Annotated in this window: 13 protein-coding genes, 1 tRNA gene and 1 pseudogene; 4 read left to right on the top strand and 11 right to left on the bottom strand. The window is 51.6% G+C overall.

The annotated features are described in order from the left end of the window. The first annotated feature begins 143 nt into the window (after nucleotides 1-143). The 3 genes from dnaG to rpoD all read left to right on the top strand — a co-directional run bounded on the left by dnaG (nucleotide 144) and on the right by rpoD (nucleotide 4,288). Nucleotides 144-917: a DNA primase gene (gene dnaG / locus O3276_RS25540; RefSeq protein WP_332328134.1), complete on the top strand. Its 774-nt coding sequence runs from the start codon at nucleotides 144-146 to the stop codon at nucleotides 915-917. Between the two features lie 11 nt (nucleotides 918-928). Beyond that, complete coding sequence (locus O3276_RS25535) at nucleotides 929-1,813, top strand: toprim domain-containing protein (RefSeq protein ID WP_332328133.1); 885 nt, start codon at nucleotides 929-931, stop codon at nucleotides 1,811-1,813. A 645-nt stretch (nucleotides 1,814-2,458) separates the two neighbouring features. Continuing rightward, nucleotides 2,459-4,288, top strand: coding sequence for an RNA polymerase sigma factor RpoD (gene rpoD / locus O3276_RS18565; RefSeq protein WP_269672651.1), 1,830 nt, complete (start codon nucleotides 2,459-2,461; stop codon nucleotides 4,286-4,288). Between the two features lie 85 nt (nucleotides 4,289-4,373). On the opposite strand, the gene O3276_RS18560 is transcribed toward rpoD, so the two are convergent. Next, nucleotides 4,374-7,520, bottom strand: coding sequence for a hypothetical protein (locus O3276_RS18560; protein WP_269672650.1), 3,147 nt, complete (start codon nucleotides 7,518-7,520; stop codon nucleotides 4,374-4,376). A 207-nt stretch (nucleotides 7,521-7,727) separates the two neighbouring features. After that, a complete protein-coding gene (gene pnp, locus O3276_RS18555) occupies nucleotides 7,728-9,857 on the bottom strand; it encodes a polyribonucleotide nucleotidyltransferase (protein WP_269672649.1) in 2,130 nt (709 codons plus the stop codon). Nucleotides 9,858-9,983: 126 nt separating this feature from the next. Between pnp and O3276_RS18550 the strand changes: the two genes are divergently transcribed. Then, nucleotides 9,984-10,130 carry a hypothetical protein gene (locus O3276_RS18550; protein ID WP_269672648.1) on the top strand — a complete coding sequence of 49 codons (147 nt, stop codon included), beginning with the start codon at nucleotides 9,984-9,986 and terminating at the stop codon, nucleotides 10,128-10,130. A 52-nt stretch (nucleotides 10,131-10,182) separates the two neighbouring features. Here the strand turns inward: O3276_RS18550 and rpsO are convergent, their stop codons facing one another. The 9 genes and pseudogenes from rpsO to O3276_RS18505 form a co-directional block, all read right to left on the bottom strand. After that, the gene (rpsO, locus tag O3276_RS18545; RefSeq protein ID WP_269672646.1) at nucleotides 10,183-10,452 is read right to left on the bottom strand and encodes a 30S ribosomal protein S15; all 270 of its coding nucleotides are present in this window, start codon (nucleotides 10,450-10,452) and stop codon (nucleotides 10,183-10,185) included. Between the two features lie 162 nt (nucleotides 10,453-10,614). Beyond that, complete coding sequence (gene truB, locus O3276_RS18540; RefSeq protein WP_269672645.1) at nucleotides 10,615-11,691, bottom strand: tRNA pseudouridine(55) synthase TruB; 1,077 nt, start codon at nucleotides 11,689-11,691, stop codon at nucleotides 10,615-10,617. A gap of 3 nt (nucleotides 11,692-11,694) precedes the next feature. After that, nucleotides 11,695-12,093, bottom strand: a complete 399-nt coding sequence (rbfA, locus tag O3276_RS18535) for a 30S ribosome-binding factor RbfA (protein WP_269672644.1) — start codon at nucleotides 12,091-12,093, stop codon at nucleotides 11,695-11,697. 153 nt (nucleotides 12,094-12,246) lie between these two features. Beyond that, nucleotides 12,247-14,825: pseudogene (gene infB / locus O3276_RS18530) on the bottom strand (translation initiation factor IF-2). Between the two features lie 26 nt (nucleotides 14,826-14,851). After that, nucleotides 14,852-16,345: a transcription termination factor NusA gene (gene nusA / locus O3276_RS18525; RefSeq protein WP_269672643.1), complete on the bottom strand. Its 1,494-nt coding sequence runs from the start codon at nucleotides 16,343-16,345 to the stop codon at nucleotides 14,852-14,854. A gap of 253 nt (nucleotides 16,346-16,598) precedes the next feature. Next, nucleotides 16,599-17,057, bottom strand: a complete 459-nt coding sequence (gene rimP / locus O3276_RS18520) for a ribosome maturation factor RimP (RefSeq protein ID WP_101746603.1) — start codon at nucleotides 17,055-17,057, stop codon at nucleotides 16,599-16,601. A gap of 132 nt (nucleotides 17,058-17,189) precedes the next feature. After that, a tRNA-Met gene (locus tag O3276_RS18515) sits at nucleotides 17,190-17,266 on the bottom strand. A gap of 258 nt (nucleotides 17,267-17,524) precedes the next feature. Next, nucleotides 17,525-18,430 (bottom strand): CARD domain-containing protein, encoded by a 906-nt coding sequence (locus O3276_RS18510; RefSeq protein ID WP_269672642.1) that lies wholly within the window; start codon nucleotides 18,428-18,430, stop codon nucleotides 17,525-17,527. 469 nt (nucleotides 18,431-18,899) lie between these two features. Then, complete coding sequence (locus O3276_RS18505; protein ID WP_269672641.1) at nucleotides 18,900-19,976, bottom strand: hypothetical protein; 1,077 nt, start codon at nucleotides 19,974-19,976, stop codon at nucleotides 18,900-18,902. Between the last annotated feature and the right edge of the window lie 78 nt (nucleotides 19,977-20,054).

The following is a 20,054-nucleotide window of genomic DNA, read 5'->3' as shown; positions in this document are numbered from 1 at the left end:
ACCCTTAAACACTAATGCAGTTGGAATATGCCAGCCATTAGACAAAAGTTTTAACCATATCTTATAAATACCGACATTCGCCCCAGTAAATGATAGAATGAGACTTCGAATCAAATTCTTTCCTTGTTTACGAACACTCCACCATGGCCGGACGGATTCCCCAGTATTTTATTGATGACCTCCTTACCCGCATTGATATCGTCGATGTGATCGATCACCGGGTTAAGCTGAAAAAAACCGGTCGCAACTACTCGGCCTGCTGTCCTTTCCATAAAGAAAAGACCCCATCCTTCACGGTGAGCCCTGACAAGCAGTTCTACTACTGCTTTGGCTGCGGAGCCAGTGGCAACGCCGTTGGCTTTGTTATGGACCACGACCACCTGGACTTTCCTGAAGCGGTTGACACACTGGCAGGACAGCTGGGCCTGGAAGTCCCCAGGGAAGAAAACCCGCACCGGCAACGGGGCCCGGACCACAGCGAACTCTACAATTTGCTGGATCGCGCAGTGGACTTCTATAGCCGCCAGCTGAAACAGCATGAGCAATCCCCAAGGGCATCCCACTACCTGAAAAACCGGGGGCTTGATCCACAAATCTGCCAGCACTTTGCCATCGGCTTTGCACCGCCGGGCTGGGACAACCTGAAAAAAGAGCTGGCCACCTCACCAGAAAAAGAGCAACAGCTGATCACCACCGGCATGCTGGTCAAAAATGAAGACCGCAATACGGTGTATGATCGCTTCCGGGAGCGCATCATTTTCCCTATCCGGGATAGCCGGGGTCGCTACATTGCGTTTGGCGGCCGTGTTCTGGGCGATGAAAAACCCAAGTACCTTAACTCGCCGAATCCCCTGTTTTCCACAAAGGCAAAGAGCTTTACGGGCTGTTTGAAGCCCGGCAGGCCAACCGCAAGCTGAGCCGCATCCTGGTGGTTGAAGGGTATATGGATGTGGTGGCACTGGCCCAACAGGGAATCACCAACGCGGTGGCAACCCTTGGCACAGCCACTACCCCTGACCATATGCAGCGACTGTTCAAAGTGGTGCCTGAAGTCATTTTCTGCTTCGATGGCGATGATGCCGGCCGACGGGCGGCATGGCGTGCACTGGAATCGACACTGTCCAACATGCAGGATGGTCGTCAGGCCCGTTTCCTGTTTCTGCCACAGGGCGAAGATCCGGATAGCATGGTTCGCAAGGAAGGCTCCGAAAGCTTTATTGAGCGGATCAAGAGCCAGGCCATCAGCCTGGATAACTTACTGTTCCGGGAACTGGAGTCAGAGCTGGATCTGACCACTATGGACGGTCGTGCCCGTTTGGCCAAACTGGCTCAACCTTATCTTGATAAACTGCCGGAAGGCTTGTTTCGTCAGTTGCTGGTGAAAAAGCTCTCAGACCGGACAGGACTGGATACACACTACCTGGAAGCTCACTTTCAGGAAAGTGCCCGCACCAGAGAGTTATCCACAAGCCGACCAGAGCCGGAAACCCGCAACATCGGCCAGGAAGCACAGGTTCATCATGGTCATTATGAGCCAGCGCCTTTCTACGATGCAGACTACGAAGAAAGACAGTACGCACCAGAAGAGCACCCAAGCTATAACACACCTGAGATTTCACGCAGGCCTTCAACCCGCCATCTGACCAACTCAGCCAGACTGGTGACCTGCGGTTATGCCATAAGACAGTTATTATGCAATCCGGAGTTTGCCCGGGAAGTTTCCGAGCCATTTGACCACCTGAAACTGGAAAACGACAGTGACAGTCAATTACTGATCGACCTGTTAACCATCCTGAAAAAGAGCCGTCACTGAAAGCCAGCACGCTTATTGCCCAATGGTACGGCACAGAAAAAGGACAGCGCCTGCAAGCCCTGGCCGCCCTGGATCACGGCACCACCGCGCACCGGGATGAGTTTCTGGAAACCCTGGCCAGCATTCGCAGGAAAGCAGGATTAAACCATCAGAAGAACCTGTACAAATCACTTATTCAGAGTTTCCAGAACAAAAAGCCGGGACAAATTAACGAAGAACTTCGCCAGCAGTTCCGTCAACATCAGGCAGCGTTCAGAGAGCAGATGACCCAGCAGCAGGCAACCGACAAAACAGTCGGCAACCACCACGAAAAAAATGGGGAAAGTTAATCTTTTTTTTGGTAGGGTCAGACAATTGCAACCGATTCCTCGAATCCATGCATAAAAAAATAACTGCACAACAAAAAATATTAGGTATACTTGAATTTCACTGTGTCCCGTGGAACTGCATTATTGGCCACATTTCTAATTCAAACCCGGTCTGAAAACACCAAGGAAAGGTAACCCGCGTCATGGAATGCATTCCGGTACCTCGTCCAACCAAGTCGGGCCGCTGCCCTGTGGTACTATACCCAGTTTATGAGCTATAATTGCCTGCTTACGTTTTTTTGTCCGGTTCGTCAATATCCGCTGTTAAAGGGTTGATATGTCAGCAAATTCGCAACAACAATCCAGATTAAAAGAGCTTATCGCCCGTGGTAAGGAACAGGGGTACCTGACTTACGCGGAGGTTAATGACCATCTTCCGGAAGATATTTCCGATCCTGATCAGGTGGAAGATATTATCCGCATGATCAATGACATGGGTATCAGCGTCTACGAGACCGCTCCCGACGCCGATACCCTGCTCATGGCTGAAGCCGACACCGATGAAGCTGCCGCCGAAGAAGCAGCCGCAGCGCTTGCCGCCGTCGAACAGGAAGCAGGAAGAACCACTGATCCTGTCCGCATGTACATGCGGGAAATGGGTACCGTAGAGCTGTTAACCCGTGAGGGCGAAATCCAGATTGCCAAGCGCATCGAGGAAGGCTGGCGTGAAGTCATGTCGGCACTGGCTCAATTCCCCGGTTCTGCCCAGATTGTCCTCGATGAGTATGACCGCCTTACCGAAGAAGAAGGCCGCCTCACTGACGTTATCAGTGGCTATATAGATCCCGACGATGATACTGAGATCACCAGTACCGATGATAACGATATCGAAATCGACGATTCACTCGATGACGATGACGACGATGGTGATGATGAAGACAGCGAAGAAGAGGGCGATAGCGGGCTCGACCCGGAAGAGGCCAGAGAGCGCTTCACCCTTCTGAGAGATGCCCTGGAAAAAGCCACCAAGGCTATTGCCACTCATGGCCGTGATAACAGCCAGGCGGCACTTGAAGAACTGGCCGAAGCTTTCATGCCGCTGAAGCTGGTTCCACGCATCTTCGACATGCTGGTGTTCCGAATCCGCAATGCCGTGGAGCGCATCCGTGATAACGAACGCGCGGTCATGCAGCTGTGTGTTCGCAAATCCAAAATGCCCCGCAAGATCTTCCTTAAGGCATTTCCGGGCAACGAAACCAACCTTGGCTGGATCGATGAACTGGCCGCTGGCAGCGGCGGTTACATAGATGCTTTGCAGAACTATCGCGAAGAGATTGTTCGCGCCCAGAAAAAGCTGGCCAATATCGAGAAAGAGTTTGATCTTTCCCTGGTCCAGATAAAAGACATCAACCGTAAAATGTCCCTTGGCGAAGCCCGTGCCCGCCGCGCCAAAAAAGAGATGGTTGAGGCCAACCTTCGCCTGGTTATTTCTATTGCCAAGAAATACACCAACCGAGGCCTGCAGTTCCTTGACCTGATTCAGGAAGGCAACATCGGTCTGATGAAGGCGGTGGACAAGTTCGAATATCGCCGTGGTTACAAGTTTTCGACCTATGCCACCTGGTGGATTCGTCAGGCGATTACCCGATCGATCGCAGATCAGGCTCGCACCATCCGTATTCCGGTTCACATGATTGAAACCATCAACAAGCTGAACCGGATCTCACGACAGATGTTGCAGGAGATGGGCCGGGAACCCACACCGGACGAACTGGCTGTGCGCATGGATATGCCAGAAGACAAGATTCGTAAGGTACTGAAGATCTCCAAAGAGCCTATCTCCATGGAGACACCCATTGGTGATGATGAAGATTCGCACCTGGGTGACTTTATCGAAGATGCCACCATGCAGTCGCCTATCGACCGGGCAACCGGTGAAGGCCTGAAGGAATCTACCCGCATGGTTCTGGCTGGCCTCACCGCTCGTGAAGCCAAGGTACTGAGAATGCGCTTCGGTATCGATATGAATACCGACCACACGCTGGAAGAAGTGGGCAAGCAGTTCGACGTTACCCGTGAGCGTATTCGTCAGATTGAAGCAAAGGCCCTCAGAAAACTGCGTCATCCAACGCGCTCGGATCACCTCCGCAGCTTCCTTGATGAGTAATCATCAACCATAAAAAAAAGCACCACACGGTGCTTTTTTTTATGGCTTGCACCACAAATGCTCAATGAGTGGAATCTACCCACTCTTATGCAGGCTTCAGCAGCGCAAGCAGTTCCTCGACAGCCTCCCTACTCTTAACCTCACACTCATTCACAGGCCGGGTTGTTGATAACCAGTCGTTAACTCTGTGTTCAAAATCATGACGGCAAACATGGTGAGTCAATTTCATTTGCAGATGCTCAGTCAGCACATGAAGACGTTGATATTCTTCCTGAAGCTGGCTAGGTCGGCAGCCAGGTTTTCCTTCAGAGTGCAGGGCAATAAACTGTTTGGCTTTATTCAGGATAAGCAGACAGCTTATCAGCAAACCATAAATACGCTCCCCGGTGTTTTGGGGGTTGTGAAACAGAATGGTTTGAGGCAGGTCGAATGCTGCGCCTTTGTGCAATTGCTCTGTCAGCTGATCAAGGTTATCCGTGAGATATTGCAGCGTATCGTTCAGCAATCTGGTTTCTTCGGCAAACAACAAACACCATACCGGCTTCTCAACGCCAGGAACGAGAACGGGCAATCGTGATGCCTTTCCATCGGTTACTCTGGCGTCAACATAAACCTGAAAACCCATTGCCTTTACCCCCAGATCACCGTCTTTAAGCTCAATACTGTAGGCCTTTGGCAATTTCATCGCCTGACATTCCGGAATAGACCAGATGATGACACTTTGAGGGATGTCTGACTCACTGTCGGTATTCAGTGCCTGCAGCTTGTCAAAAAGGGTTCTGACAGATGCTTCTTGCGTGCAGATAATGTCAATCTCATCAAATGATGAGTGGAGGTTCTGTAAAAAGCGTGCGTATGAACCGGTAACCAGAATGGGAGGGTCGGTATAAGAATTATTGATTTCCTGAATAATCTCCAGCGTTTTCAGCGTTATTGAATTGAAATAAGTATCCCGAAAAGGAAGTGGGCCTCCTTTGTCAAGATGGGCTGAACACCCGTTTTCATCTGTGGAAAAACAGTCAAACCAGGCGTTGTCAGTAAACTGTTCAGGTGATCCGGGGTGCTTTCTACTGACTGCAACAGAAGCCTCAGCTTGACTGACACAAGCTGAACACTCTTGATGACTATCACTACCAAGGACAACAGCATTTTCTCGCTTAAACAGCATATTATCCATTACATTGGCTTCACAGCTGTATTGTTCAAACCAGAAGCCCAGAGCGTGGCGCATCTTGCTTCCTGCAGAAAAACGTTGAAGACACTCCAACACCTGATTCTTATGGACGTATCGTCCATTAACCGACTGCCTTGTGATACAGCAATGCGCCAGGAAGAAGAAATGGATACGAGAACTCTGAAACGAGTTTCTCAGTCCTTTGATGGATTGCAATACCTGCTCTGCTGACACTCTCTGATGATCAATTGACAGCCCATAGTGCATAGCCATGAATTGCAATTGACATTGCAGTCGTTGTTGCTCGTCGTCTTTATGGGATGCGTTGCTTAAGATTTGCCAGGCCTCTTGAAGCATCTCCTGAGCTGCATTGTTTTCATCATAATGCCTGGGTTGTTGCAACTTTTGAATCAGATACCCGGCTTGCTTTACAGCATGATCGCCGGGCACTTCATTAAATACTTCTAACACTTGCCGGTTATCCAGACAGGCACCGTTCAACTCTCTTGCCGTTAATGCCAGCTGTACATAAAAATAAGCCCTTTCCATTAACCAGCCACCGCCTTCATAATCCTTAACCACTGCATCCGCTTCAACCGGCCGACCATTCAACGCCACTCCCCTGAGGCAACATTCCTGTTTGAAGCGCGCCATCCCCAGCCTGCCTTTCGAATTGTCCGGGAAATCCTTAATCACCGTATCCGGTGTAACCGGCTGGCCATTCAACGACAGCCCTCTCAGACAACATTCCTGTTTGAAGCGCGGCAGCTCCAGTGCTGCCTTGGCCTCCTCAAAACCCTTAACTACCTCATCGGGTGTGACCTGCTGCCCCATTAACGGCACGCCGTTCAAGCAACATCGCTCTTTGAAGCGGGTCAAATCCAATGCTGCCCTGGCTGCCTGATAACCCTTAACGACCGCCTCAGGTTTGACCTGCTGGCCTTCCAACAGCAGGCCCTTCAGGCAACATACCTCTTTGAAGCGCGCCTGTTCCAATGTTGCACTGGCAGCCTGATAACCCTTAAACACCACATCCGGTGAGATCCGCTTGCCATTCAATCGCAGGCCTCTCAGGCAACACTCCGATTTAAAGCGGGCCAGCTCCAGTGTTGCCTTGATTGCCTGATAATCCTTAACCACTGCCTCTGATGTGACCGGCCGGCCATTCAATGGCAACCCCCTCAGGCAACATTCCACTTTAAAGCGTCCTATCCCCAGCTTGCCTTGCGGGCTACACGGGAAAGCCTTAATCACTGCATCCGGTGTGACTTGCTGGCCATTCAACGGTAGCCCCCTAAAGCAACATGCCGCCTTAAAGCGCGCCAACTCAAGTGATGCACTGACTGCCTGATAAGCCTCAATCACCGCATCGGGAGTGACTTGCTGGCCATTCAGTGACAGGCCCCTCAGGCAACATTCCGCTTTGAAGCGCGCCAGTGCCATTTTGCCTTCGGGACTACCCGGAAAATCCTTAACCACTGCATCCGGTCTGACCTGGTGACCATTCAATAGCAAACCCCTCAGGCAACAGAGTTGCTTGAAACGGGCCAGTTCCAGTGATGCTTTGGCTGCCTGATAATCTTTTACCACCACATCTGGCGTGACCTGCTGACCATGCAACAGCCGCCCCCTTATACAACATTGCGATTTGAAGCGCGCTATCGCTAATTTGTACTTATTTTGATTTGGCTTTCGGTTGAATTCCTGAATGACCTGATCCGGGAATACTTTTTGATTGTTATAAAGAATGTTCTTTAAGCAAAGCCTCTCAAGGAATAAAGCACTCCTGAGAGACGTTGTATCATTTTTATAAGCCGTGAGCACATCAGCCGGGGTGATGTGACGTCCTTGCAATAGTTTTTTTTGCCAAAAGGCATCCTCAATATCTTTGGCATCATTCAGCGCTGAGGCTGTATCTTTATGAGTCTGATAGACTCTTTTACCGTTAAATCTGTTTCTGGAGCTGTCAGGAGTACCGCTTGAACTGACTTGCCGGTCAACTCTAGCAGGCTTTCGATGGGAGTTGGTTGATGATGCCTTCAGAATAAAGCCCTGCACGCCTGGACTATAAATACCGAAGTTTGACCTCAAGAGGATTATTAGGTTCCACTGCCATGTGGGTTAAACACAGTCAGCTAGTAAAAAAAGCGACTCTCATTTTTCTTGCGGGTCACAGAATAACGCCATCAGGGAGTAGCAGAAAATTTTGATGTGCAACCAGATATTGAGAGACTGGCACTGAGGCCAGCCTCTTTGAAGCGGTGATTATTCAGCCGCTGCCGCCTGCTGTTCTTTAATACGAGCAACTTCTTTCATGCTCAGCTTAATACGACCACGGCTGTCCAGATCCATCACAACCACTTCAAGCTTCTGTCCCATCTTGACGTAGTCAGCAACGTTCTCAACCCGATGATCAGCAATTTGGGAAATATGCACCAGACCATCCTGACCTGGCAGGATATTAACAAAAGCACCAAACTCAACAATGCGAGTGACCGTACCGTGGTAAATCTTGCCGATTTCCGCTTCAGCAGTGACGCCGTAAACACGGTCATAAGCTGCCTGACAGGCTTCCCGGGTCTCACCATAAATTTTAACGGTGCCGTCGTCAGCAATATCAACCGATGCACCGGTATCTTCACAGATAGAACGGATAGTGGCACCACCCTTACCAATAACATCACGAATCTTGTCCTGATCAATCTTCAGGGTCATGGTCATTGGTGCGTTTGGCGACAGTTCACTGCGGGAACGGGCGATGACTTTATTCATCTCGGCCAGGATATGCAGACGCGCATGCAGAGCCTGGTCAAGGGCGATATCCATGATCTCTTCAGTGATACCGGCAATCTTGATGTCCATCTGCAGCGCCGTAACACCGTGGGCCGTTCCGGCCACTTTAAAGTCCATATCACCCAGGTGATCTTCATCCCCCAGAATATCGGTCAGGACTGCAAACTGCTCACCTTCCTTAACCAGACCCATGGCGATACCGGCAACCGGTGCCTTCAGAGGCACACCGGCATCCATCAGCGCCAGGGAAGAGCCACAGACGGAAGCCATGGAGCTGGAACCATTGGATTCGGTAATTTCAGACACCACACGGATGGTATAAGGGAACTCTTCTTCACCGGGCAGTACTGCCTGAATACCACGACGGGCAAGACGACCATGGCCGATTTCACGGCGTCCCGGAGGACCCATACGACCAGCCTCGCCTACAGAGTAGGGAGGGAAGTTGTAATGCAGCATGAACGGGTCACGGCTTTCACCTTCCAGGGCATCGACAAACTGTGCATCACGGGCAGTACCCAGCGTTGTGGTGACGATAGCCTGAGTTTCACCACGGGTGAACAGGGCAGAACCGTGGGTCTTTTTCAGAACGCCAACTTCTACCGAGATCGGGCGAACGGTTTTGGTATCACGACCATCGATACGCGGCTGACCGTTAATAATGTTGCCACGGACGACGGACTTCTCCAGTTTGCTGAAGTAGGTCTGAACATCATCCGCACTGAACTTGCCTTCGTCTTCGCCAACCAGCTCAGCTTCAGCTTCAGCGCGCAGTTCCGCCAGCTTGTTGCTGCGCTCCTGCTTGATGGTGATGCCATAGGCCTCACGAATTTTCTGCTCAAAGCCAGCAGCAACGGCTTCTTTCACTGCCGTTTTTTCTGGCTCTGGCTGCCAGTCCCAGGTTGGCTTACCAGCTTCTGCCGCAAACTCTTTAATGGCAGCAATAACCGCCTGGTACTCCTGCTGGGCAAACAGAACCGCACCCAGCATTTCATCTTCTGTCAGTTCCTGCGCTTCGGACTCAACCATCAGCACAGCGTCGCTGGTACCGGCAACCACCATGTCCAGCTCAGACTTTTTCATCTGCTCGAAAGATGGGTTGAGAAGGTAACCATCGTCTTCAGTGAAACCGACACGGGCAGCACCCACAGGACCGGCAAAGGGAATACCGGAAATCGCCAGGGCCGCAGACGTGGCAATCATGCCCAGAATGTCAGGATCGTTCTTCTTATCCACCGACATTACCGTGATGATCACCTGAACTTCGTTCATGAAACCTTTCGGGAACAGCGGACGGATGGGACGGTCAATCAGACGGGAGGTCAGCGTCTCTTTTTCGCTGGCCTTACCTTCACGCTTCAGGAAGCCGCCGGGAATTTTACCCGCCGCGTACACCTTTTCCTGATAGTGAACGGACAACGGGAAAAAGTCCTGACCATCACGGGCACTTTTAGCGCCCACTACCGTTGCCAGAACCTGCAGCTCACCCATGGTTGCCAGCACGGCACCGGTGGCCTGACGGGCAACCCGTCCAGTTTCCAGGGTCACGGTGTGTTCACCGAACTGGAAAGTCTTTGTCAATGCTTTTGGAGCAATACTCACGTTATTTTCCTTTATTACCAAACGATATCACCCCACCTGCATCCACACTGTCATAGAGATGGATGCAATTCAGAGACCTCTGCATCGAAGTCTCTGAATTGCACCCCATGCAGACAGAGTGCAGGCATGGGTAATTCTTGTCCAAGACTACCAGAGAAAACAGAGCCCGGCAGTCGCAACCCGCAGAGAGATAATGCCCGGGCTGACAACATTCTCAACCCGCAAATAACAAAACACCGCCAGCCACAGATAGTGCAGCTCGCGGTGCCTTGACTGTGGGAGGTGATATCAAGACACCACCACCCAATATGACTGTATCAAACGATTAGCGACGCAGACCCAGAAGCTGGATCAGGCTGCGGTAACGTTCAACATCCTTACGCTTCAGGTAATCCAGCAGGTTACGACGCTGGTTTACCATGCGAATCAGACCACGACGAGAGTGATGATCCTTGTGATTCGCCTTGAAGTGTCCCTGCAGACCTTCGATGTTAGCGGTCAGCAGAGCCACCTGAACTTCAGGAGAACCGGTGTCGCCTTCAGCGCGAGCGAATTTTTTCAGGATTTCAGCTTTCTGTTCAGCAGTCAAAGCCATTGTTCAATCTCCAGATAATATGCAATACAGATAACCGGCGTGACCGTGCATATTTACAGCCAGCCATTTAAACAAGCGACGAATTCTATCACTATGTTGTGAACGCGTCCAAAAAAACTATATAAGCAGTTGGGCAAATGGAATCGCGTATTTCCGGCTGAATCAGCCTTTGACCAGACGCTTGGGGGCGACCAGGCCATCATCGGTAATTTCGCCAATACCCAGGAACACCACGCCTTCAACACCTTCAGCAACGCCATAGATGCGGACATTGCCGGATGTCGGTGCCTGAGGCACCTGGACCGGATTCCCCTGGGAAACATAATAACTGCTGGTTGCACCCAGTTTGACCTGCGGCCAGTCACTGACAGCGCTGTCCTGAGGCAGCAACAGGTCATCAATAACACGATCACCGGCCTTATTGCGGATTTTCGACAACTCCCTCAGGCGCTCTGACTGCGCTTGTTCCAGCTTGTCACGACCCAGCTCTTCCGCCAGTCCGGACAGCTCGGCAAACTCCATACGCTGGTCGACATCCAGGGCCGACTCACGGGCTTCATCCCGCATGGCCGCCAACTCATCCAGGGAGTGCGCCTGATGCTCAGTGTAAGGGCCTGCCTTGAGGCGCTTCAGCTCAGCAACATGACCAAGGCAGCCCAGGGCCTCACCAATATCTTCAATCAACGTGCGGATATAGGTTCCCTTGGTACAATCCACCTCGAAAACACACTCTTCCCCATCAAAGTCCAGCAGCTCCAGACGATGAATGGTAATGGTGCGCGAAGGGCGCTCAATTTCAATCCCTTCCCGGGCGTATTCGTACAATGGCCTGCCATTGTGCTTGAGCGCAGAGAACATGCTGGGCACCTGCTCAACATCACCCCGGAACTGTTGCAGAATGGCCTCTACATCAGAACGGGTAACCGTCACCGGACGCGCTTCGACAATCTCACCCTCACGATCACCCGTGGTGGTTCTCACCCCCATTTTCATGGTGGTGCGGTAGGATTTATCAGAATCCAGCAAATACTGGGAAAACTTGGTGGCCTCCCCCAGACAGATGGGTAAAACGCCCGTCGCCAGCGGATCAAGGCTGCCGGTATGGCCCGCCTTGGCGGCATTAAACAACCGCTTCACCCGCTGGAGCACCTCGTTGGAAGAAGCGCCATAGACTTTATCAACCACAATAATGCCGTCCACCGGACGGCCACGATTAGCGCGTCGACCTCTTCTGGCCATGACTTACTCCTCGGTACCTTCTTCTGAGCCTTTATCCGCTTTAGCGTCTTTGGCAACTGCCTGATCGATCAGCGAGGACAGGTAAGCCCCGCGCCGCAGACTGTTGTCATAGTAAAAGCGGAGTCGCGGGGTAAACCTCAGCTTGATGGCCCTGGCCAGCTGAGAACGCAGAAAACCCGCCGCCTGACTCAATATCTCCAGGGATTGATCAATTGTTTCCTGGTCATCCACCCCAAGAAACGAGACATAAACATCTGCAAAGGCGAGATCCCGGCTCACTTCGACCACACTGACCGTGACCATGCCAAGACGAGGATCTTTCATTTCCAGCTGAATCAGCTGAGCCAGTTCTTTCTGAATCTGGTCGGCTACTCGCTGGGTACGACTGTACTCTTTAGCCATTGAATACTCACTCCGTAAACCACAATACCCAAAAGGCACAAAAGGCACAGAGACACAAAGCAATCCTTCCCTTTGTGACTTTGTGCCTTTGTGGTTAAAAAAGCCTGCAGAGGAAACCGCAGGCTCTGGCGTCTATTTCACACGCATAACGAATTAAAGCGTACGCTGTACTTCAATCGTCTTGTAAACCTCGATCTTGTCACCAGGCTTAACGTCGTTGTAGCTCTTAACGGCGATACCACACTCCATACCGTTACGAACTTCGTTGACATCATCCTTGTAACGACGCAGAGACTCCAGCTCACCTTCGTAGATCACCACGTTATCACGCAGTACGCGGATACGGTCGTTGCGGTACACGGTACCTTCAATAACCATACAGCCAGCCACGGCACCAAACTTCGGTGAACGGAATACTTCACGAACTTCGGCGGTACCCACGATCTGTTCACGGGTATCGGAGCCCAGCATACCGGTCAGCGCTTTCTTAACGTCATCAATGATGTCGTAGATAACACTGTAGTAACGCAGATCCAGCTCTTCGCTCTCTACCACTTTACGGGCAGAAGCATCGGCACGAACGTTAAAGCCAACGATAACGGCGTTGGAAGCCAGGGCCAGGTTGGCGTCAGTTTCGGTAATACCACCAACACCACCAGAGATAACCCTTACTTCAACCTCATCGTTACCCTGCTCTTCCAGAGAAGCGGTCAGCGCCTCCAGGGAGCCTCGTACGTCTGCCTTGAGGACGATGTTGAGCGTCTTCTTATCTTCAGTACCCATTCTGGAGAACATATTCTCCAGTTTGGAAGCCTGCTGACGAGCCAGCTTGACTTCACGGAACTTGCCTTGACGGAACAGGGCGATTTCACGGGCTTTACGCTCATCGCGAACCACCAGCATTTCATCACCGGCATCCGGCGTGCCATCCAGACCCAGAATCTCTACCGGGATAGAAGGACCTGCTTCTTTGATAGGCTGGCCGTTCTCATCCAGCATTGCACGTACACGACCGTACTGCTGACCCACCAGGATATTATCACCCTGATTCAGCTTACCGCCCTGAACCAGAACGGTGGCCACAGGACCACGACCTTTATCCAGTCGGGACTCAACAACAACGCCACGGGCAGGACCTTCATCCGGAGCAGTCAGCTCAAGCACTTCGGCCTGAAGAATAACCGCTTCCAGCAGATCTTCAACACCTTCACCGGTCAGGGCAGATACTGGCATAAACTGCGTATCACCACCCCACTCCTCAGGAATAACGTCACGGGCAGACAGCTCGTTTTCACCCGATCCGGATCTGCTTCCGGCTTATCCATCTTGTTCACGGCAACCACGATAGGTACGCCAGCCGCTTTCGCGTGTTGCACCGCTTCTTCGGTCTGCGGCATGACACCGTCGTCTGCTGCAACAACCAGGATAACGATATCCGTCGCCTTGGCACCACGGGCACGCATAGCGGTAAAGGCCGCGTGTCCGGGCGTATCCAGGAAGGACACCATGCCACGATCCGTTTCTACGTGGTAGGCACCAATGTGCTGGGTAATACCACCGGCTTCGCCAGCCTGAACGCGACTCTTACGAATGTAGTCCAGCAGCGAGGTCTTACCGTGGTCAACGTGACCCATAACGGTCACTACCGGCGCACGGGGCCTGGCTTCGTAAGCAACATCTTCCAGCTGATCATCCACCAGGGTGTCTTCGATGGCGTCTGCCTTGGTCAGCTTGTATTTGTGGCCCATTTCTTCAACCACGATACTGGCAGTATCCTGATCGATAACCTGGTTGATGGTTACCATGGAGCCCATTTTGAACATGGCCTTGATAACGTCCGCCGCTTTGATGGCCATCTTGCTGGCCAGCTCTGCAACCGTGATGGTTTCCGGGATGGAAACTTCACGAACCACCGGCGCTGTTGGCTTGGTAAAGCCGTGAGCTGCCATGGACTCAGGTGCCATGGTACGAGCAAACTTGCGACTGCCACCACGGCGATCATCACGCTCGTTGCGACCACCTTTACCACGGCGCGGCAGATCGTCATTGTCATTACGACGATCTTTGCCCTTGCTGCCACGCTTGTTGCGGGACTTGCGGTCATCTGCCGGCGGCGGTGCATCACCGAAAGAAGGTGCAGCCGAAGGTGCCGGAGCGCCACCGGTGCGCTGACCACGATCACCACCCGGACGCGGGCCACGGTCGCCACCAGAACGCTCACTACCCTGACGAGCACCGCGCTCACCGGAACGGGAGCCACGGTCATCGCTGCGCGCGCTGCGCTCATCTTTCTGGCCACGATCATCTCGGCGTGGGCCGCGATCATCTTTACGCTGACCACGGTCATCCCGACGCTGGCCACGCTCTTCCTGCTTTTCAGGACGGGCCGCCGCTTCATCAGCTTTTGGTGTTTCTTCAGCGGCTTCGCGTTTGACGTAAGTGCGCTTTTTACGCACTTCTACGTTAACCACTTTGTTTTTGCCTGAACTGCCACCAGACACTTTCATGCGGCTGACCGTCTTACGCTTCAGCGTAATCCTGGTCGGTTCAGAACCGGTACCGGCATCACCATGAGTTCGCTTCAGGTGGGCCAGCAGCTGCTGTTTTTCTGCATCGGACACAGACTCTTTGGCGCTGCTTTTGGTGAGACCAGCGTCTTTCATCTGCTGCAACAACCGCTCCACTGGAGCGCCGACCACTGCTGCGAGTTGCTCTACGGTTACATCTGCCATTCACACTTCTCCTCTCAGTGGCCCGCTCAGTTACCCGCTTCTTCAAACCACGGTTTCCGCGCCGTCATGATCAGCTCACCAGCCCGATCTTCATCCATTCCGTCAATATCCAGAAGGTCATCGATCGATTGTTCAGCCAGGTCTTCCATCGTAACGACACCGCGACTGGCCAGCTCATAGGCCAGTTGCTGCTCCATACCTTCCATATTCAGAAGGTCATCAGCAGGCTGGGTACCATCGAGCTTTTCTTCCTGGGCAATGGCCTGAGTCAATAACTGATCCTTGGCCCTTGAGCGCAACTGTTCAACGATATCTTCATCAAAGCCTTCAATGGCCAACATCTCCTCAAGAGGGACGTATGCAATCTCTTCCATGGAGGTAAAACCTTCTGCCACCAGCAGTCCAGCCAGATCATCATCGACATCCAGCTTTTCCCTGAAGGTCTGAACCACACGACCGGCTTCCTGCTGCTGTTTGGCGGCAGCATCCTCTTCGGTCATGACGTTCAGGATCCAGCCCGTCAGCTCACTGGCAAGGCGGACATTCTGGCCACCACGGCCAATAGCCTGAGCCAGATTATCTTCACTGACCGCAATATCCATCGTGCCCTTGTCTTCATCGACAACGATTGAAGCCACTTCGGCCGGCTGCATGGCATTGATCACGTACTGCACCGGGTTGTCATCGTAAAGCACGATATCAACACGCTCATTGCCCAGTTCACCGGAGACCGCCTGAACACGGGCACCACGCATACCAACACAGGCACCGACCGGATCAATCCGGCCATCATTGGTTTTCACGGCAATCTTGGCCCGTGAACCCGGATCTCTGGCAGCACCTTTGATCTCAATTACTTCTTCTGAAATTTCAGGCACTTCAATACGGAACAGCTCAATCAGCATCGCTGGCGCTGTTCTTGACAGCATCAACTGCGGACCACGCCCCTCAGTGGACACTTCATGGAGCAGGGCCCGAACATGGGCGCTCATTCTGAAGTTCTCACGGGGCAATACCTGATCTTTCTTTAAAACCGCCTCAGCGTTATTGCCAAGATCAACAATAATGCTGTCGCGGGTTGTCTTCTTGACGGTACCGGAAATCAGAGTGCCCATTTTGTCACGGTACTGCTCAACCATCTGCAGGCGCTCGGCTTCACGCACCTTCTGGACAATCACCTGCTTGGCTGTCTGAGCGGCAATACGGCCAAAGCCTACCGACTCAACCGGTTCTTCCCAGATACCACCAATTTCAAGAGACTCGTCGTGCTCCTTGCCTTCATCCAGAGTCAGATGCATGCCGGGAAACTCAAAATCCTCGTCAGCGACCACAGTCCAGCGACGGAATGTATCGTATTCCCCATTAGCCCGGTTGATCGCCACCCGGATATCCACTTCGGTTTCGTACCGTTTTTTGGTCGCTGTCGCCAGAGCGGTTTCCAACGCCTCAAAGATGACCTCGGGCGGTACTCCCTTCTCATTGGATACGGACTCTACGACCAACAGAATCTCTTTACTCATGCTCTGCCTCGCCTATGCTGAACCAGTCCATGCCTATGGAGCCTGCCGGACTCACTTCTGACCTGCGGCGAAAAGCCTGATCTGGTCACGATCCATGCTGCTTTTCGTCAAATAGCCCTGCTATTCTCCTCAAATCAGCATGAAAAATGTCTCAAATCAGGCTTTTCTCGCTCTGGTCAGCCAAGTCCGACAGGCTCCTGCCAACACATCCCTGGCTGCTAAACCGGGATATCCGCCCGGCCTGAAGGATAATTCAGTCGAACTGTGGTATCACCTGCGCCTTATCGATGCTTTCGATTGGCAACAGAAGCTCATGGCCATCGGCCTCTATAACGACATCCTGATCTTCAATTCCCTTGATGATGCCCCGATACTTTCTGCGCCCTTCAAAAGGCACCCTCAGGCGTATACTGACCGTATGGCCAGTCATCATCTCGTACTGCTCAAGCCGGAACAGCGGCCTGTCCAATCCCGGAGAAGATACTTCCAGGGTATATTCGTCCGCAATTGGGTCTTCTACATCCATAACGGCACTCACCTGACGGCTGACCTTTTCGCAATCTTCCAGGGTGATGCCATCTTCTGCGTCGATATAGACCCGAAGCAGCGAATTCCGCCCACGGGAAACAAACTCAATACCCCAGAGACGGTAATCAAGCGACTCCACGATCGGCTCGATAAGTGTCTCCAGCTGCGACTGCTTACCTGCCACGACTGAATACCTGCCAAAAAAACAAAAAAAGGGCTATAAAGCCCCATATATTCGCACAATGACCAGAACGGCCATCACACATCAATTACTCGCTACCTAACAAAAAACCCCGCAAAGGGGGTTTTCAGGATTTGGTAGCGGGGGCTGGATTCGAACCAACGACCTTCGGGTTATGAGCCCGACGAGCTACCAGGCTGCTCCACCCCGCATCAAATTGTTCATCAGTATACTTCGGCAAGAGCCAGCTGACAACCTCTCCCCAAGATCAAATACACTGACCCTGAAGCAAAGAATCAGCACTGAATTTGACTCACTAATCGTTACAAAAGCTGGCTACAAAACAGTAATGGTAAAACTCTACACCACAAAAAACCGCTCTATTATCTCCCTTTTCCCAGAGCTGTCAACTTGCCGAAGCACTCCCTGCCATGGATGGAGAATTTTACCGATTCATCAGATGACGCTGATCATGGGTAAAACCGTAGCGGTGCCTGCAATGATGGTTGTTGTGGTACTGAACTTTCCTGAACAGGAAAACTGTCTTTCACATTGGAAAATTTGTTGTTTGTATCATCTTTTGGACCTTTACCGCTTTTCTTCAATAACCCTTGATCATCATGTTCACAGCCTTGTTTTGTTTCACCTCTGTATCTGTAGGCACACTCCCGTCCTGCTGCGGCTGCATACTCTGCATTACGCCTGTCCACAGACGCTAATAGTTGATTACCAGGTGAAGTATTGGATTTAAGACTGCCGGGATGGGTGTCCAGATATTCCTTATTGAGACAATCCTGCAAGAATGGCTGGTGTTGACCGAGAGCTGTACACATTGTTTCCAGAATTTTCTCCTTAGTCAAACCAAAACGGCCAGGGTTTTGGTATTTTTTTTGTATCATCAGAACTAATTTCTCGGCTTTAGGCTTGTACGAACCTCTTGCTCTTAATTCACTCATTTCATCGTCCGTAATAACACCCTCCTGCAATAAGTAGTTCCGGTATTTGCCTGGCAAAAGATTATCTATGAGACGCACTAATTTACCTTTTTGATACCAGTGATCTTCAATTGACGGTTTATCCCGCTCCGAGGTAACTTTTCCTGCCGAAGCAAGGCTGGTTTGAGAAACAAAATCAAAAGTGCCGGAGCCTGAAAAATGAGCAGGGCCAGGTATATTGGAGATAAATGACTCACTATCAGTCTCCCGGGGTAGCACAGCAGGGCCAACCGCTCCTAGCTGGAGAGAAGCCACCTGCCTGCACATCCGGGAGAATGTCCCAGAGGCGTTGTTTTCATCAGGACTATCGGGGCGCTGAGGTCTTGCCGGGTTATTCAAATCGTTCAAATTACAACCGGCATACACATTTACTGAATCCATCGTTTTAACTACTACACATATAAACAACTACTTTAACCGGGTGATTGCCAGCAAAAGGAGGAGGTTGGACAGATCAAAGATATTCCTGCGAATAACCTGTCCACAGGAGCCATCTTCGAATTAGCGAATAAAGCATTAGTCAACAATTGCTACATAAAGTTCCCGACGGGAAACACATAGCATGACCAAATGGTCAGAAACCAATAGCGACAATCCAAAACAGCTTGCTCAAAACGCTCTTCAGAAGGCGGAGTTGGTATTAAGTAGCTAACCATATGAAATCACATATTTCTGACTCCTTGTTCAGGCACTCCCGGCAACCGCTCCTGCGTTGCTCTAGCTCCTGCATCCATGCAGTCGTGCTTCGTTACAACTCCGGTCACATAGCTACGGCTATGCTCCCTCCGTTGTGCCTCGCATAGCACCTGCCCAAGTAGCCAGAAATATGTGATTCCATATGGCCAGCTACTTACTTTATCAGTACACACAAAACCAATAGGGCCATTGCCATCATCCCCAGGGCAACGATTAATCCGGACAAAAGTTCCGAAGCCGAAGGGCTGGCGAAAGAGACGGAGCCATGAAGACCTGTAAAGGCTTCCAGTACCGAAATAAGAAGAAAGAATAAAAACAAAGCGGTTAACAGCTTGATGCTCCAAAGTCCGATCCGGAACTTTCTGAACATAACAACACCGGAATCACTGCCTTTGCCACAAAAGCAAGTGCCATTGAAAAAGCAGGGATGCTTCCCCGGGCTCTCGCACTGCCTTCCCGGCCCCTCTGGCAAGCATCGGCCAGAGCATCCCTCAGGGCAGTCCATTACCTGACCATATACATGGTCACCACAGGACAGGTCACAGTATGGTCGGTGTAGCGGATCATATTGGGAGTGTGCCCCATGCCGGGCTGGGTGATTGGCGTTTTTGGCGCAGTTGGCATAGTAGTCAAGACACAACTGAAAAAAGACCAGATCACTGTCCGGAAAAATGGCTTTACCGCCAACAATCTTACCGTGACCAACTTGCCAGGCTGTCTCTTTCCTGACGGTTTTTTTGGTAGCTTTCCAAGACCGCCTTTTTCTCGCCGCTGCCGGAAATCTTTGCATGATCCTGCCAGTCTGCCCAAAAACAACCAGACCACCCATCGTTTGAGGATAATGGCTGTTAAATGGCGGTCGATGAGCCGGGTAACTGTTCGGCCAGTAGCGCCTGCGAAGCTTATGAGGACGGAATAAAAAAGGATGGAATAAAAAAGGGCGAATAACACTCGGCAGAGGATATATACGACGAGACCTTAATGACCGGTGAACAATCTCATTCTGCCCGGGCAGCTCCCTATTGTTATCCTGCTCACCCTGCCTGGCAGGAAGCGCCAGAGACCGGCCACGCCCTTTATAACGCGCAATTGCAAACCCGGTAAAGCCACCCCGTTTGCCAATAACGGAAAACCCGAAAGAATGGCCCTGCCCTGAACGGTCAATTCCGTCAACCGCATAAAACCCCGACAGGATTTCTGATTTACCACCAACACCAATCGAATTAGACATCGCTGAACATTTGCTGGCCAACGGCCACCCATTCATAATACTGGCATCTACTCATCAGAGCATTCGGAGCTCGCAAAA

It is taken from the genome of Endozoicomonas sp. GU-1 (assembly GCF_027366395.1).
Lineage (GTDB): Bacteria > Pseudomonadota > Gammaproteobacteria > Pseudomonadales > Endozoicomonadaceae > Endozoicomonas.
The sequence above is the reverse complement of the archived record's forward strand: the minus strand, read 5'-3'. Positions and strand labels throughout refer to the sequence as shown.

What these genes read in the sequence shown, in the direction of transcription:
- dnaG (WP_332328134.1), top strand. Translation starts at nt 144, where the DNA reads ATGGCCGGACGGATTCCCCAGTATTTTATTGATGACCTCCTTACCCGC.
- rpoD (WP_269672651.1), top strand. Translation starts at nt 2,459, where the DNA reads ATGTCAGCAAATTCGCAACAACAATCCAGATTAAAAGAGCTTATCGCC.
- O3276_RS18550 (WP_269672648.1), top strand. Translation starts at nt 9,984, where the DNA reads ATGGGTAATTCTTGTCCAAGACTACCAGAGAAAACAGAGCCCGGCAGT.
- rpsO (WP_269672646.1), bottom strand. Translation starts at nt 10,452, where the DNA reads ATGGCTTTGACTGCTGAACAGAAAGCTGAAATCCTGAAAAAATTCGCT.
- truB (WP_269672645.1), bottom strand. Translation starts at nt 11,691, where the DNA reads ATGGCCAGAAGAGGTCGACGCGCTAATCGTGGCCGTCCGGTGGACGGC.
- rbfA (WP_269672644.1), bottom strand. Translation starts at nt 12,093, where the DNA reads ATGGCTAAAGAGTACAGTCGTACCCAGCGAGTAGCCGACCAGATTCAG.
- nusA (WP_269672643.1), bottom strand. Translation starts at nt 16,345, where the DNA reads ATGAGTAAAGAGATTCTGTTGGTCGTAGAGTCCGTATCCAATGAGAAG.
- O3276_RS18510 (WP_269672642.1), bottom strand. Translation starts at nt 18,430, where the DNA reads ATGGATTCAGTAAATGTGTATGCCGGTTGTAATTTGAACGATTTGAAT.
- O3276_RS18505 (WP_269672641.1), bottom strand. Translation starts at nt 19,976, where the DNA reads ATGTCTAATTCGATTGGTGTTGGTGGTAAATCAGAAATCCTGTCGGGG.